This window comes from Serratia sp. EWG9, assembly GCF_019913725.1.
Classification (GTDB): Bacteria; Pseudomonadota; Gammaproteobacteria; order Enterobacterales; family Enterobacteriaceae; genus Serratia; species Serratia ureilytica.
The window spans coordinates 549352-563516 of record NZ_JADNRO010000001.1 but is presented as its reverse complement, the minus strand read 5'-3'; the positions used below and the strand labels follow the sequence as shown (position 1 = coordinate 563516).

Here is a 14165-nt window from a genome sequence, read left to right as displayed (position 1 = left end):
TGGTAGCCGGTGCGGCTTACTGCGTGTTGGAGGTATCCTGGCTGGTGCCGGTCTGCGCCGCATCACCGCGATCGTCGCCGTTGTTCAGGCGGGTGTAGACGATCTTCTGAGTGTCGTTTTCGCAGTGGCCGACCACCTGGCCGCCCGCTTGATCGGCCTGATCGTTTGGCACGATCTCCAGTTTGAAGCCGGACTCCGGCACGCCGTTATTGACGATTTTTTGCGAAATGTCCGCTTTCACGCTTTCGCAGGAGGCCAGGGCCGCTATCGGCGCGCCGGCCAGCAACACAGCGGTTAATATCAGCGTTTTTTTCATCACGTCATCCTTTTAGACAATGGACTTCCTGTAACAGGATAGCAGCAACGGCGGCCGGGTTTCACGCTTGCCCGCCCGCCGCAGGCGGATTAAGGATTAATCCGACGCCCGGTCTGGCGATCCAGACATTTACGGGTGTCCGGCTCCCAGTAGGCGTTGACGTTGTTGCTGTCGTTGCAGCGATCTTCGTCATCCGCCGCGCGATCGATCTTGTCGAATTCTTTCTCGACGCGGGTGTTAACCTTGTGGCGCAGGGATTTGGTATCATTCCACTGCTCTTTGCTCTGGCGCGCTTCTTCGGTGCTCATCGCGCCGCTGCCTTTGCCATCGACGGTGACGCAGGTGCTGCCCTGAGCGCAAGAGAGGGCCAGCGCCGGCGCCTGCCAGGCGCCCATTACGGCCAGCATGGCGACCGGCAGCATCCCGCGCAGCAGTCGTTGGGTCGAAAATGTTTTCATCGTTTCATCCTTATGAGTGAGTGCGCCTGATGAAGGCGGCACTGGCGTTACCTCGCCCGCAGGCGTGGTGACAAATATACCACCGCGCTCCTGGAATTCACCAGCCAAGCGCCGATTCGTTTACTTTATCGAGAGAAAACTGCGACCGATGTTAAAAACTACGCTGTTGTTTTTCGCCACCGCCCTCGCTGAAATTATCGGCTGTTTCCTGCCTTACCTGTGGCTCAAGAAGCAGGGCAGCGCCTGGCTGCTGCTGCCGGCGGCCTTGAGCCTGATGCTGTTCGTCTGGCTGTTGACGCTGCATCCTGCGGCCAGCGGGCGGGTCTACGCGGCCTATGGCGGCGTGTATGTGGCGACGGCGCTGCTGTGGCTGCGAGTGGTGGACGGCGTGAAGCTGTCTGCGCTGGATTGGGTCGGCGCCGGGGTGGCGCTGGCGGGCATGCTGATTATCGTTTCCGGCTGGCGCGCGGCCTGAGGAAACACGGCGGGAGTCGCCTCCCGCCGACAGGGCTCAGGCGTCGCGGTGGATGTTCAGCCCGGCGAAGGACTGGCTGACCGGCATCATTTCCAGCGTGTTGATGTTGACGCGCGCCGGCAACGTGGCGACCCAGAATACCGACTCGGCGATGTCTTCCGGCGTCAGCGCATCGGCGCCTTCGTAGGTTTTATTGACCTTGCCGTCATCGCCCTTGAAGCGCACGTTGGAGAACTCGGTGCCGCCCACCAGGCCCGGCTCGATATCGGTCACGCGGATGCGCGTGCCGTGCAGATCGGCGCGTAGGCCCAGGCTGAACTGCTTGACGAACGCCTTGGTGGCGCCGTACACGTTGCCGCCGGCATAGGGCCAGTTGGCGGCGGTGGAACCGATGTTGATCACGTGGCCGACGTTGCGCTCGACCATGGCCGGCAGCAGCGCGCGGGTCATGTTCACCAGCCCTTTGGCGTTGGTGTCGATCATGGTTTCCCAGTCATCGGCGTTGGCCTTGTGCGCCGGCTCCAGCCCCAGCGCCAGCCCGGCGTTGTTCACCAGCACGTCGATCTGGCGCAGCTCGGCCGGCAGCGCTTCTATCACCTGCTGAATGGCGGCGCGGTTGCGCACGTCGAGCCGCACGATGTGCAGCGCTTCCCCCAATTCTTCCTGCAGCGCTTCAAGACGCTCAAGGCGGCGCCCGGCGGCGATCACCTGGTGGCCTTCACGGATAAAACGGCGTGCGATCGCCTCGCCGAAACCGGAGGTGGCGCCGGTAACAAAAATAATCATGTTGCTGTTCCTCAACTGTTTTTACCCTACATGCTTCTATCATTAGCACAAACCCGCAGGCAGTGGCAGCGGTTATCACGGCGGAAAGGAAAAAAGGTCACACCGGGCCAGCGGCCCGATGCTGATTAGCGCTGAGGCGGCAGGTGGTAGACCACGGCATCATACTTGATGTTTTCACGCTTGCCGGCCAGCACGCCGCCCAGCGACTCGACGAGGCGGCGGCTGGCGGTATTCTGCTCGGCCACCGGGTAGAGAAAGTGCGGCGGCTGAAAGCGCTCGCTGGCCCAGCGCGCGATGCCCTGCACGATTTCGCGGCCGTAGCCCTGGCCATGCAGGCTCTCTTTCACCCAGATGCCCAGCTCCGGGGTGGGGCTGCGCAGGTTGTGCGCGCCGCCGACGCCGACGAACTGCCGGTCTTCGTGCCGGCGGGCGACGAAGATCACTTCTTCGCCTTCGCGCATCAGCGGCAGCCAGCCTTGCCAGACGTTGGCGAAATCTTCCGGCGACGCCTCCGGCTCAAAGGTCATAAAGCGCGTCAGCGTGGGGGTGATCGCCTGGTAAACATCGTCGGCGTCTGCTGCGGTAAAGGGGGCAATCAACAAACGGTCGGTGTCAACGCGGCACTGAGAAAGGTCATTGTGATTCATTTTATTTCCTCGCTTTTCAGGCCATAACGGCAAAAAATCCGCGCACATAAATCGGGGCGGATCGTCGATATTACGCGTATTGGCGTCAGAAGCGACTTATTTTTCGCCGTTGCGGCGACGCGGAGGAACGGTTTATGTGACGTCGTCACGTTGACGGGAAAGGCGGCGGGCACGGTTAACCGCGCCCGCCGTTGAGGATCAGAACTTCACCGAACCTTGCAGATAAATCGTGCGCGGCTGGCCGATGTACAGACCTTTGTTGTTGTCGTCATAGGCGCGGGTGAAATACTCGTGGTTGAACAGGTTTTTCACGCCGACGCCCAGATTCAGGCCGGCCATTTCCGGGCCGAAATCATAGGCGGCGCGCACGCCCCACAGCATATAGCCGGGAATGCGGCCGGTGCTGCCGTCGGCGCTTTCCGCCACGGTGTTGGCGTTGTCGGCGAACTGGTTGGATTGGTACTCGCCGTTAAGGTTAAACGCCCAGTTGCCCGGCGTGTAGTCCAGCCCCAGGGTGCCTTTATGCTTCGGCGAGAACGGCACCTGGTTGCCCTTGTAGCCGCCGTCTTCGCGGATGGTGGCGTTGACGTAGGCGTAGCTGGCGTAGGCGGTCAGGTCGTCCAGTTTCGGCGTCAGCTGCGACAGATCGTAACGCAGGCTGCCTTCCAGCCCGGCGTGGCGGGTTTTGCCGCGCGCGGTCACGCTGTCGGTCACCTGGTTGGAATCGTACTGGTTGTTGAAGTTGATCAGGAACAGCCCGATCTCGCCGGTCAGCGCATCGCCGGCGTAGCGGGTGCCCAGTTCCCAGGTGCGCGCCTTCTCCGGTTCAATCTTGCCGCTGTCGACCGCTTTGCCCATCTGGCTGTATTGCACGGTGCCGAAGGAGCCTTCGGTGTTGGCGTACAGGTTCCAGTATTCGTTCAGGTGATACATCACGTTCAACGCCGGCAGCGGCGCGTTATAGCTGACGTCGAGGCGGTTATTCTTGATGTAGTTGTTCTGATACGACTTGATGTACTCGTAGCGCATGCCCGGCGTGATGGTCCAGTCGCCGATGTCGATGCGATCGTCGAGATAGAAGGCGTGCGCCTCGGTGCCGGACTGGGTGTCGCGATCGTACGGGCTGGCGGTGGACGGCAGCCTGCCGGTGCTGGCCTTGCTGGTGTAGCGCAGCTCATGGGTGGACTCACTGACGTAACGGTAGCCGACGCCGACCTCATGGGCAGAATCTCCCCAGCGGAAACTCTGGCTGTAGCGCGGTTCTACGCCGCGCACCCAGTATTCGCGCGGCGACAGCGTCAGGTTCTTGCCCTGATCCAGATAGCCGCTGCGCAGGGTGTAGGTGTAGAAGCTCTGTACGTCGAACTTATGCTGCTGATCAGGCTGATATTGGTAGCCGAAGTTCGCCAACTGGCGGCGGCCCCAGAACTTGTCGTACGGGCGCGTAGACTGGAACGGGTTGGCGTTGTAGTCCGCCCGGCTCAGGCCGCCCGGCATGTTCGCTTCGCCTTCGTAGTATTGCAGCAGGCTGTTGAAGGTGTGCGCCTCGTTCGGGGCGTAGCGGCTTTTCAGCATCACGTCGTCGATCTTGGTTGCGCTGTGCTCGCGCCAGTCGCTGCCGCGGGTGCCGGAGTAAAGCAGCGCCGCGCCGAAGCCGTTGTCGGCGGTGCCGCCGATCATCAGGTTGCCGGTGCCTTTCGGGTGATCCTGGCGCGAGGTCGGGCTGAGCTGCCCCTGCATGCCGGCCTCCAGGCCGAAGGTTTTCGGGATGGCGCGGGTAACGAAGTTGACGACGCCGCCGACGCTCTGCGGCCCATAGCGCACCGCGCCGCCGCCGCGCACCACGTCAATCGCATCCATATTGCCGAGCGAGACCGGCGCCAGCGACAGCTGCGGCTGGCCGTAAGGGGCGAAGGGCACCGGGATGCCGTCCATCAGCACGGTGGAGCGGCTGGCGAGGCGCGGGTTGAGGCCGCGTATGCCGAAGTTCAGCGCCATATCGTGGCTGCCGGTGCCGTTGTTTTCCGGGGCCACCACGCCCGGCACGCGGTTCAACGCTTCACGCACGGTGGTGGTGCCGGTTTTGACGAAGTCTTCGCGGCGCACTACGTCGCGCGCGCCGGGGTGTTCGAACACGTCTGCCTGACGGCCTTCCGCCAGCCAGTCGCCGACCACGGTGATGTCCTCTTCTTTCTGCGGCTGCGGCAGTTTGGCCAGCGTGTAGCCGTTGTTGCCGAGCGCTTTAGCCTGCAGGCCGCTGCCCGCCAGCAGGGCGTTCAGGCCGTCATCGACGCCGTAGCTGCCGCTCAGGCCCGGCGAACGTTTACCGGCGGTAAGTGCGCCGTCCACCGAGAGCGCGATGCCGGCGCGCGCGGCGAAAGCGTTCAGCGCGCCGTCCAGCTCACCGGCCGGAATGTGATAGGCGGCAGCGGCACTGGCGGCGCTCGCCATCTGCGGTGCAGCGAAGACCAGGCCAATGGCCACGGCCAGCGGCGTGGCACGTTTTCCCCAAAGCGAAGCCGGAGCGACCTTTCCCCAAGCGTTGTTCATACCTTCTCCTGAATCATTTTTTATTTATTGCTGCAGTGTTTTCCTGGGAGTCGGATGAGCAAAGCAAAAGGGACAATCAAGAATGCGATTTTTTATCATTTTCATTTAAAAAATTCAGGCGGGGACGATTTGCAACCAATAGCGGGTAAAGCTTTGCAGGCGTACCGGCAGCGTCTGGCTGAGCAGGGCGAGGGCGCGATCGGTATCGTTGAGCGGGAAACTGCCGCTGACGCGCAGGCCGGCAACGGCCGGATCGCAGCTCAGGTGGCCGCGCCGATAGCGCGCCAGTTCGGCGATCACCCGGTCCAGCCGCCACTGGCTGACGCTCAGCACCCCGTGCAGCCAGCCGTCTTCCGCCGTAGCCGGTTGCTTATCGCTGAAGGCCGCCGCGCTGAAGCTTATCTGTTCGCCGGCGTTCACCCGGCGCTTTTGTTGCGCGTCTTGCGCCAGCTGCGCTTCGACTGCATGCTCCAGCACCGTCAGGCGCGTTTCGCCGCCGCTCTCGCGCACCAAAAAACGGGTGCCGAGCGCGCGCATCGCCCCTTGCGGGCTCTGCACCCACAGCGGCCGGGCATCGCGTCCGGTAACCAGGCTGATTTCCCCGGCGTGCAAGCGGATCAGTCGTTGGCGATCGTCGTAATGCACGTCCACCGCGCTGGCGGTGTTCAGCACCAGTTGGGTGCCGTCGCTTAACACAATGGGTTTGATTTCGCCGGTGGCGGTGCGGTAGTCGGCGCGCAGCTCCTGGCCGAGCGGCGACCGGTAGAAGAAGCCGCCGCCGCCCACGCCGAGCAACAGCAGCAGGCTTTTCAGCAGGGTGCGGCGATCGATCGCCGATTGACGGCCGGCGCGATCGAGCGTGCGATAGCTGAATTTGCCCGGCACGCCCTGCAGCTGGCTCTGCAATGCTTCGACGCGCTGCCAGGCCCAGCGGTGATCGTCATGCTGCTGGTGCCAGGCTTGCCACTGTTGGCGCTGGCGTTCGGTGACGTGCTCGTCGCACAGCAGGGCATACCAGTGTGCGGCCATTTTCAGCGCCTGGCGCTGCTCGGGGGTGATGGCGTTGCTCATGAATAAACGTCGTTTTCGAGGCTGAACAGCAGGCAATGCTCGGTGGCTTTGGCCATGTATTTTTTAACCGAACTGACCGACACGCCGAGGCGCGCGGCGATGTCCGCATAGCCCAGGCCTTCGAGCTGCGACAACAGAAAGGCCTGCTTTACCTTCGGCCCCAGGCCGTCGAGCATGGCGTCGATCTGCTGCAGGCTTTCCAGCAGGCTCTGGCGCTGCTCCGGCGACGGGGCGTAGCCTTCCGGGATCAGCGCCAGCATCTCAAGATAGGCGCGCTCCAGCGTTCTGCGGCGGAACAGATCGACCATCACCCGCTTGGCGACGGTGACCAGAAAATCTTTCGGCTCGCGCAGGGTCGCCGCGGCGTCGCTTTTCAGCAGGCGCATAAAGGTGTCCTGCGCCACATCGTCCGCGTCGAAAGCGCAGCCCAGCCGCCGACGCAACCATCCCTGCAACCAGGCGTGGTGGGTGGCGTAAAGGCGCGACAGCGCGGCGTGCGGGGCAGAGGCGGTGGCGGACATGGTTTTCGCATTGCTGGTCAAAAAGATGCGCGGATGATAATTGAGAATAGTTATCGTTTCAAGTTTGGCCGTTGCCTCCAGGCTGGGGTTCCGCCCCCGGAAGCGGTGTTGAAATAAAGCGGACGGTCGTAAAGAGCGTCGTTTGCCCATTAAAGGTGCAGCGGTGCGGTGTTATTTCGGCAAGCAAACGGTTGCTATTTATCCGCCGTCGAAGACTGAGCGTGGGTCTTATTCTCTTTCGCCGGTCTATGCTTTTAGGTTAATTACTAATTAATTGTTTTTATTTAAAAATGTATTTTATCGCCGCCTGTTGGCATACGGCTTGCTATGCTTAAGCCGGTCTTTGCGTTTGGGCAAAAAAGCCTTGTTTCATCGGCGCAGGTTATTTCGCGGGTGAGCTTGGTTGGTCGTCACAAGGAAGAAAATAATGGCACTGCAATTCACCACGGCTATTCGTGGCAATTTTTTTGATATCGCAGCCTGTGTGGAGGCGCCGCAACAGCTCGAAGAACGCCTGCGGCATGTTCCCGACGGTTTGCTGCTGCTGAACGACGGCGTCATCGTCTGGTTCGGCAGCTGGCGGCAGGGCGAGGCGCTGCTGCCGCCGGGCTTCGCGGTCACGGAGTATCGCGACAAGCTGATCGTGCCGGGTTTTATCGATACCCATATCCACTATCCGCAAACCGAAATGATTGGCGCCTATGGCGATCAACTGCTGGACTGGTTAAACAATTACACCTTCCCGACAGAAAGCCGTTACGACTGTGAGCAGCACACCGACGCGATGTCGGCTTTCTTTCTGCAGCAGTTGCTGAGTAACGGCACCACCACCGCGCTGGTGTTCGGCACCGTGCATCCACAGTCGGTCGATGCGCTGTTCAGCCAGGCGGCAGCGCTGAATATGCGCCTGATCGCCGGCAAGGTCATGATGGATCGCCATGCGCCGGAGGCGCTGCTGGAAACGCCGGAGCAGAGTTATCGCCAGACGCGCGAACTGATCGAACGCTGGCACGGCAAAGGCCGCCTCGGTTACGCCATTACGCCGCGCTTTGCGCCCACCAGTACGCCGGCGCTGCTGGCGCAGGTGCAGCGGCTGCGCGAAGAATATCCCGACGTTTGGCTGCAGACGCACCTGAGCGAGAACCCGCAGGAAGTGGCCTGGGTAAAAGCGTTGTTCCCGCAACACCGCAGCTATCTGGATGTTTACCACCGCTACGGCATGACCGGCGATAAAAGCGTATTCGCCCATTGCCTGCATCTGGAGGAGCAGGAGTGGGACTGCCTGTGCGATACCCGCTCGGCGATCGCCTTTTGTCCCACCTCCAACCTGTTTCTCGGCAGCGGGCTGTTTGACCTGCAGCAGGCCTGGCGCAAGCGGGTGAAGCTCGGCATCGGCACCGACGTGGGGGCCGGCACCACCTTCAATATGCTGCGCACGTTAGGCGAGGCGTACAAGGTCGGCCAGCTGCAGCATTACCGGCTCTCCGCCGTAGAAGCGTTCTATCATGCCACCCTGGGCGGCGCCCGCGCGCTGGCGCTGGACGACAAAATCGGCAACTTCAACGTCGGCAAAGAGGCGGATTTCGTGGTGCTCGATCCGGCGGTGACGCCGCTGCAGCAGCTGCGTCACGCCAACAGCGCCACGCTGATGGAGCAAGGGTTTGTGCTGATGACCCTGGGGGACGATCGCAACATTTATCGCACCTATGTGGACGGTAAGGTGGTTTATCAGGCGCCGCGCTGACGCAGCCGCGCCTGCAGCCAAACGCTGAGCGGCGCGACGGCGACGGCGCTCAGTGCGCACAGCCACAGCAGGCGTTGCAAACTGAGCGGGGTGAGGCCGCCGCTCAGCAGCGCGGAAGAGAGCAAGAAGGCCACCGTGGCGCTCAGGTGTATCAGGGCGGTTTGCAGCGTGCCGAAGGCGGCGCGTTGCCGATTGTCCGGCCAGCGCATGCTCAGGGAGGAGATCGCCACCAGCCGCGCGTAGGCCGCCGCGAGAAACGTCACCATAAACAGTTCAGCGCGATCGCCACCGCGCGCCGCCAGCCACAGGCTGCCCAGCAGCAACAGCGTGGCGCTCACCGTCAGCGTGACGGCGCCAACGCGTTGCAGCCAGCGGCCCGCCAGCACGGTCGCCAGATAGCCGGCCACGCCGCCGATGAGAAACAACCAGGACAAATGCGCATTGGCTGCCTGTAGCCGCTGGGTGAGCAGCGGCGCCAGCACCGGGATCAGCAGCATCGGACTGAACTGCGTCAGACCGGCGGCGGAGGCGAACAGCAACAGCCGGCGATCGAACGCGGCGGGCGCAGCCGTCCGTGGCGGCGGCGCATCTCTGGGAATAAACCGCGCCACCAACACCGCCGCCAGCAGACACAGCCCGCCGATAGTCACCAGCGCAACGCGCCAGTTCGCCACCTCGCACAGGTACAGCATGCCCGGCATGCCGACGATGCTCACCAGCGAAAAAGATGCGATCACCGTCGCCAACATTCGGCCGTGCAGCGCGGCCGGCGCGGCGTTGAGCAGCAGTCCGATCCCCACGCCCATCGTGGTGCCGCCCAGCAGACCGGCCAGCAGCCGCAGCGCCAACAGCCAATAAAACTGCTGGGTTGCGGCGATCAGTAAGGTCGTCACCCCCAGCAGCGCGACGTTGAGCAGCAGAAAACGCCGCTTCTCAACGCCGCCGATCCAATAGAACGCGCCGATGCCGGAAATCACCGCCGCCAGCGTATAGGCCGCGCTGACATAACCGGCGTAGCTGACGGGCACGGAAAAGTCGGCGGCCATATAGAGAAATATCGGGTTGAACACCATGTATTCCAGGGCATTGGTGAATTGAATAAAGGCGATGACCAGCGCTATCGCCGTCAGCTTTCTCGTGGGTGTCATAAGCATCCATCGGTTGCAGAATCAGGCCGGCAGTGTAGCGCGTGGCGTTGAGCGGGATTAGGTGGTAGAAATGGCATGGTTTGTTATCAAATGTGGGATAATCATGCGCGCCAAATTGGATTTAAACCTGTTACGTATTTTCGTGGCGGTGGTGGAGCAAGGCAGCTTCGTCGGGGCCGCTCGGGCGCTGGCGATGCCGACCTCCAACGTCAGCCGCGCTATCTCGCAGCTGGAGCGCCAGCTCGACCAGCGCTTAATCGAGCGCAGCACCCGCTCAATGCGGCTGACGCCGAACGGCCAACTGTTGCATGAGCGGGCTCAGCCGTTGCTGGCGTCGCTCGATCACACCGCGCAAACGCTCAGCGAACGGCAGCAACAGCTGCGTGGGCCGCTGCGCCTGTGCGTGCCGAATGAAGTGGGGCCATATCTGTTGGGCGAGCCGCTGGCGGCGTTCGCCGTGCAGCATCCGCAGATCGAAATCAGCTGCGTCACCAATCTGGCGGGAATGGCGTCCCTGCTTGACGATGTCGATCTGGCGGTGATGATCAGCCGGGGCATGCTGGACGACAGCGACTATGTCGCGCAGCCGCTGGCGTCTTTCCCCTGTATCGTGGTGGCCGCGCCGGCGCTGCTGGCGCAGTGGCCGCCGACGGCGGAGATTGAGCAATTCACGCAATTGCCCTGTATCAGTACGGTGGATGCGCTGAAGGGCATGCCGTGGCAGTTCGTGCGCCCGGACGGCAAGTTCGTTACCGTCCCGGTCAATGCGCGCTATCGCGTCAATAGCGGGGAGATGGCGCTGAAGGCGGCCCTGGCCGGCGTGGGGTTCGCCATGCTCTCCGAGCTCGGTTGCCGGCCGTTTCTGGCCGACGGACGTTTGGTTGAGATACCGCTGGCCTTGCCGCCGGCGCCGCTGCAGCTGTATGCCGTGTATCCCGGCCGCCGCTATCTGCCGGCCAAAACACGCGCGCTGCTGACCTTTCTGATACAGCAGATCGGCGAGGCGGCTCACTTCTAATCACTTGTTTTTGCTCAAACTGCCAACTGCGCCTAAGCTAGAAGGTGACTCAGAGGGAGCCATTCCCCGAGACCTTATTCCGTGAACATGGAGGAGTTTCGATTTGATGCGTTTATCCACATTGGTGCTGGCGATCGGCATGGCGCTGGGCTCGCAGGCACAGGCAGCAGAAACCCAACCTCACGCCGACCATAGCGCGCTGCCCAGCGGCCAGGCGAAGGAGGCTACCGTGACCGGTGAAGCCAATCAGCACGACAAGCAAAAGACCCAAAATCCGTTCTTCTATCAAAGCCGTCTGCCGTTCCAGGCGCCGCCGTTCAACCTGATCAAGGAAAGCGACTACGCGCCGGCGATCGCAGCGGGCATCAAGCAAAAGCGGGAAGAGGTGGAAAAGATCGCCAACAACCCGGCCAAGCCCAACTTTAAAAATACCTTCGTGGCGCTGGAGCAGGCCGGTTCGCTGCTGACGCGGGTGATGAACGTGTTCGGCGCCATGACCTCGGCCAATACCAGCGATGCGCTGCAGAAGCTGGATGAAGAAACCTCGCCGAAGCTGGCGGCGCTGAACGACGACATCATGCTCAACGGCAAGCTGTTCGCGCGCATCAAGGCCATCTATCAAGATCGCGATGCGCTGAAGCTGGATCCGGAGTCGCGTCGGCTGGTGGAAGTCACCTATAAGAACTTCGAGCTGGCGGGCGCCAACCTGTCGGACGCCGACAAGGCCAAGCTGAAAGCGCTGAACCAGGAAGCGGCGACGCTGAGCACCCAGTTCACCAACAAACTGCTGGCGGCGAGCAAAAACGGCGCGCTGGCGATAACCGACCAGGCGAAGCTGGACGGTCTGTCCGAAGGTGAGCTGGCCGCGGCAGCGCAGGCGGCCGCCGAGCGCAAGCTGGAGAAACAGTGGCTGTTGGTGCTGCAGAACACCACCCAGCAGCCGCTGCTGCAGAGCCTGAAAGATCGCGATACCCGCAAAGCGCTGTTCGACGCCTCCTGGACGCGGGCGGAGAAGGGCGACGGCAACGATACCCGCCAGACCATTTCCCGACTGGCCAAGGTGCGCGCCGAGCAGGCCAAGCTGTTGGGTTACCCGAACTACGCCGCCTGGAAACTGCAAAACCAGATGGCCAAGACGCCGGATGCCGCGCTGAGCTTTATGCGCAACATCGTGCCGGCGGCCACCGCGCGCGCCGAACGTGAAGCCAAAGACATTCAGGCGGTGATCGACCAGCAGAAAGGCGACTTCAAGGTGCAGGCCTGGGACTGGCAGTTCTACGCCGAACAGGTGCGCAAGGCCAAGTACGATCTGGACGAGTCGCAGATCAAACCTTACTTCGAGCTGAACAACGTGCTGAACAACGGCGTGTTCTACGCCGCCAACCTGCTGTACGGCATCAGCTTCAAAGAGCGCAAGGACATTCCGGTCTACCAGCCGGACGTTAAGGTGTATGAAGTGTTCGACAAGGACGGCAAATCGCTGGCGCTGTTCTATACCGACTACTTCAAGCGCGACAACAAGGGCGGCGGTGCCTGGATGAGCAACTTTGTCGATCAGTCGAAGCTCAATGGCACCAAGCCGGTGATCTACAACGTCGCCAACTTCACCAAACCGGCGCCGGGGCAGCCGGCGCTGCTGTCGTATGACGACGTGATCACGATGTTCCACGAGTTCGGCCACGCGCTGCACGGCATGTTCGCCGATCAGGAATACCCGAGCCTGTCGGGCACCAACACCGCGCGCGACTTCGTCGAGTTCCCGTCGCAGTTCAACGAACACTGGGTCAGCGATCCGAAAGTGTTCAGCCACTTCGCCAAGCACTACCAGACCGGTGAGGCGATGCCGCAGGAACTGGTCGACAAGATCAAGAAGGCCGACAAGTTCAACAAGGGCTACAGCATGACCGAGCTGCTGTCCGCCGCGCTGCTGGATATGCACTGGCACATGCTGACCGCCGATCAGCCGCAGCAGGATGTGGACAAGTTCGAGGCCGAGTCGCTGCAAAAAGACAAGGTGGATCTCAGCTACGTGCCGCCGCGTTACCGTTCCAGCTATTTCCAGCACATCTGGGGTAACGGCTACGCCGCGGGCTACTATGCCTATCTGTGGACGGAAATGCTGGCGGACGACGCCTTCCAGTGGTTCACCGAACACGGTGGCCTGACCGCCGAAAACGGCCAGCGCTTCCGTGACATGATCCTGTCGCGCGGCAACAGCCAGGATCTGGAGAAGCTGTACATCGACTGGCGCGGCAAAGAGCCGAGCATCGAGCCGATGCTGATCAACCGCGGGCTGAAGGACGAGTAAGTTCGTCCATTCCCGGTAAGCAAACAGAAGGGCGCATTATGCGCCCTTCGTCTTTTGAGGCTTGGCCGACGCTCAGCGACATCACATCGCTGAATATGAAACCGCAGGCACAAGATGGCGAGGCTGCGCACTGAGCCGCCTCAGGCTTGGCGCAGGAACGCCACCAGCCGCTGCGCCGGCAGCGGCAGCTGCGCCAGGTCACGCACCGCGATCGACAGGCGCCGGGTCGCCCACTCGTCTGTCAACGTCAGTGCGCTGTGCCGAATTTGCGGATGGCGTTGGGCGCTCTCTTCCGGCACCACTGCCAGCCCGGCGCCGCGCAGCACCATGCGGCAGATGGCGTCGAAATGAGCCGCGCGCGCCCGCAATCGCATCGGGCCGCCGCTGCGTATCGCCAGCTGTTCCAGATGCTGTTGCAGCGCACTCTCTTCCGGCAGGCCGATAAACTCGAAAGGCAGGGCGTCCGCAAAGCTGAGCGTGCGGCGACCGCTGAGCGCATGCCCCGGCGGCAGCGCCAGCACCAGGCGATCCTGGCGAAAAGGGTAGCTTGTCAGCCCGCGCAGATCGGCGTGATCCGCCACGATGCCGATATCCGCCGCCTGTTCAGCGATCGCCTGCGCGATGGCCGGGCTGGGCAGCTCCTCCAGTACGATATCGGTATGCGGGTGCAGCACCAGAAAATCCGCCAACAGCTCCGGCAGAAAAGCGTCGGCGGCGACGGTATTGGCGACGATGCGCAGCCGGCTGCGCTGGCCCGGCGCGAACTCGGCCAGGTCGCCGCGCAACCGCTCACGCTGCTGTAAGAGCACTCGCGCGTGATGCAACAGGCGCTCACCGGCGGGCGTCGCCTGGACGCCGCGCGGATTGCGCGTCAGCAGCGCTACGCCGGCCTGTTGCTCTAGCCCGCGCATGCGGGCGCTGGCGGCGGCCAGCGACAGCCCAACGCGCTCGGCGCCGGCGGTGATGCTGCCGGTCTCGAGCACCGCCGCCAACAGCCGCAGATCGATAAAGTCAAAATGCATGCGTTTTCCCTCTGTCTTTGCCGCAGGCAGGCTCTGCCATTGCCGCATTGTGCCGCGCCATACCGCCGGCCACAATCGAGCCGTTGATTCGCCATAAGGAT

General features: G+C 62.5%; 13 protein-coding genes. 4 read left to right on the top strand and 9 right to left on the bottom strand.

Features of this window, described 5'->3' with window-relative positions:
• Positions 1-16: 16 nt before the first annotated feature.
• Together ITX55_RS02615 and ITX55_RS02610 are read right to left on the bottom strand one after the other, a co-directional pair.
• Positions 17-316: a DUF1161 domain-containing protein gene (locus ITX55_RS02615; protein ID WP_033642988.1), complete on the bottom strand. Its 300-nt coding sequence runs from the start codon at positions 314-316 to the stop codon at positions 17-19.
• Between the two features lie 89 nt (positions 317-405).
• Positions 406-774 (bottom strand): DUF1283 family protein, encoded by a 369-nt coding sequence (locus ITX55_RS02610; RefSeq protein WP_089191705.1) that lies wholly within the window; start codon positions 772-774, stop codon positions 406-408.
• Between the two features lie 148 nt (positions 775-922).
• On the opposite strand from ITX55_RS02610, the gene ITX55_RS02605 reads away from it, so the two are divergent.
• Positions 923-1249 (top strand): YnfA family protein, encoded by a 327-nt coding sequence (locus ITX55_RS02605; protein WP_004938563.1) that lies wholly within the window; start codon positions 923-925, stop codon positions 1247-1249.
• A 36-nt stretch (positions 1250-1285) separates the two neighbouring features.
• Here the strand turns inward: ITX55_RS02605 and ydfG are convergent, their stop codons facing one another.
• The 5 genes from ydfG to fecI form a co-directional block, all read right to left on the bottom strand.
• Entirely contained in the window at positions 1286-2035 is a 750-nt protein-coding gene (ydfG, locus tag ITX55_RS02600) for a bifunctional NADP-dependent 3-hydroxy acid dehydrogenase/3-hydroxypropionate dehydrogenase YdfG (RefSeq protein ID WP_108680656.1), read from the bottom strand.
• Between the two features lie 125 nt (positions 2036-2160).
• Positions 2161-2682 carry a GNAT family N-acetyltransferase gene (locus ITX55_RS02595; RefSeq protein ID WP_108680658.1) on the bottom strand — a complete coding sequence of 174 codons (522 nt, stop codon included), beginning with the start codon at positions 2680-2682 and terminating at the stop codon, positions 2161-2163.
• A 198-nt stretch (positions 2683-2880) separates the two neighbouring features.
• Positions 2881-5232: a TonB-dependent Fe(3+) dicitrate receptor FecA gene (fecA, locus tag ITX55_RS02590; RefSeq protein WP_108680660.1), complete on the bottom strand. Its 2352-nt coding sequence runs from the start codon at positions 5230-5232 to the stop codon at positions 2881-2883.
• Between the two features lie 114 nt (positions 5233-5346).
• On the bottom strand, positions 5347-6303 hold the full coding sequence (fecR, locus tag ITX55_RS02585; RefSeq protein WP_108680662.1) for a ferric citrate uptake sigma factor regulator FecR: 957 nt from the start codon (positions 6301-6303) through the stop codon (positions 5347-5349).
• Positions 6300-6824, bottom strand: a complete 525-nt coding sequence (gene fecI / locus ITX55_RS02580) for a ferric citrate uptake sigma factor FecI (protein WP_033650469.1) — start codon at positions 6822-6824, stop codon at positions 6300-6302. Before fecI ends, fecR begins: the two co-directional genes overlap by 4 nt.
• Positions 6825-7251: 427 nt before the next feature.
• Here fecI and guaD point away from each other — a divergent pair, with 427 nt between their 5' ends.
• Positions 7252-8568 (top strand): guanine deaminase, encoded by a 1317-nt coding sequence (guaD, locus tag ITX55_RS02575; protein ID WP_108680664.1) that lies wholly within the window; start codon positions 7252-7254, stop codon positions 8566-8568.
• Here guaD and ITX55_RS02570 read toward each other — a convergent pair.
• Positions 8553-9716 (bottom strand): MFS transporter, encoded by a 1164-nt coding sequence (locus tag ITX55_RS02570; RefSeq protein ID WP_108680666.1) that lies wholly within the window; start codon positions 9714-9716, stop codon positions 8553-8555. The two genes, guaD and ITX55_RS02570, sit on opposite strands and share 16 nt — an antisense overlap.
• A gap of 103 nt (positions 9717-9819) precedes the next feature.
• Between ITX55_RS02570 and ITX55_RS02565 the strand changes: the two genes are divergently transcribed.
• Together ITX55_RS02565 and dcp are read left to right on the top strand one after the other, a co-directional pair.
• On the top strand, positions 9820-10734 hold the full coding sequence (locus tag ITX55_RS02565) for a LysR family transcriptional regulator (protein ID WP_108680668.1): 915 nt from the start codon (positions 9820-9822) through the stop codon (positions 10732-10734).
• A gap of 106 nt (positions 10735-10840) precedes the next feature.
• On the top strand, positions 10841-13042 hold the full coding sequence (dcp, locus tag ITX55_RS02560; protein ID WP_089191712.1) for a peptidyl-dipeptidase Dcp: 2202 nt from the start codon (positions 10841-10843) through the stop codon (positions 13040-13042).
• Between the two features lie 140 nt (positions 13043-13182).
• Here the strand turns inward: dcp and ITX55_RS02555 are convergent, their stop codons facing one another.
• Complete coding sequence (locus ITX55_RS02555; RefSeq protein WP_108680670.1) at positions 13183-14064, bottom strand: LysR family transcriptional regulator; 882 nt, start codon at positions 14062-14064, stop codon at positions 13183-13185.
• Between the last annotated feature and the right edge of the window lie 101 nt (positions 14065-14165).

Bases quoted from the DNA above. Each gene is read 5' to 3' on its own strand.
- ydfG (WP_108680656.1), bottom strand. From the start codon at position 2,035: ATGATTATTTTTGTTACCGGCGCCACCTCCGGTTTCGGCGAGGCGATC.
- ITX55_RS02605 (WP_004938563.1), top strand. From the start codon at position 923: ATGTTAAAAACTACGCTGTTGTTTTTCGCCACCGCCCTCGCTGAAATT.
- ITX55_RS02615 (WP_033642988.1), bottom strand. From the start codon at position 316: ATGAAAAAAACGCTGATATTAACCGCTGTGTTGCTGGCCGGCGCGCCG.
- ITX55_RS02610 (WP_089191705.1), bottom strand. From the start codon at position 774: ATGAAAACATTTTCGACCCAACGACTGCTGCGCGGGATGCTGCCGGTC.
- guaD (WP_108680664.1), top strand. From the start codon at position 7,252: ATGGCACTGCAATTCACCACGGCTATTCGTGGCAATTTTTTTGATATC.
- fecA (WP_108680660.1), bottom strand. From the start codon at position 5,232: ATGAACAACGCTTGGGGAAAGGTCGCTCCGGCTTCGCTTTGGGGAAAA.
- ITX55_RS02595 (WP_108680658.1), bottom strand. From the start codon at position 2,682: ATGAATCACAATGACCTTTCTCAGTGCCGCGTTGACACCGACCGTTTG.
- ITX55_RS02555 (WP_108680670.1), bottom strand. From the start codon at position 14,064: ATGCATTTTGACTTTATCGATCTGCGGCTGTTGGCGGCGGTGCTCGAG.
- ITX55_RS02570 (WP_108680666.1), bottom strand. From the start codon at position 9,716: ATGACACCCACGAGAAAGCTGACGGCGATAGCGCTGGTCATCGCCTTT.
- dcp (WP_089191712.1), top strand. From the start codon at position 10,841: ATGCGTTTATCCACATTGGTGCTGGCGATCGGCATGGCGCTGGGCTCG.
- fecR (WP_108680662.1), bottom strand. From the start codon at position 6,303: ATGAGCAACGCCATCACCCCCGAGCAGCGCCAGGCGCTGAAAATGGCC.
- fecI (WP_033650469.1), bottom strand. From the start codon at position 6,824: ATGTCCGCCACCGCCTCTGCCCCGCACGCCGCGCTGTCGCGCCTTTAC.
- ITX55_RS02565 (WP_108680668.1), top strand. From the start codon at position 9,820: ATGCGCGCCAAATTGGATTTAAACCTGTTACGTATTTTCGTGGCGGTG.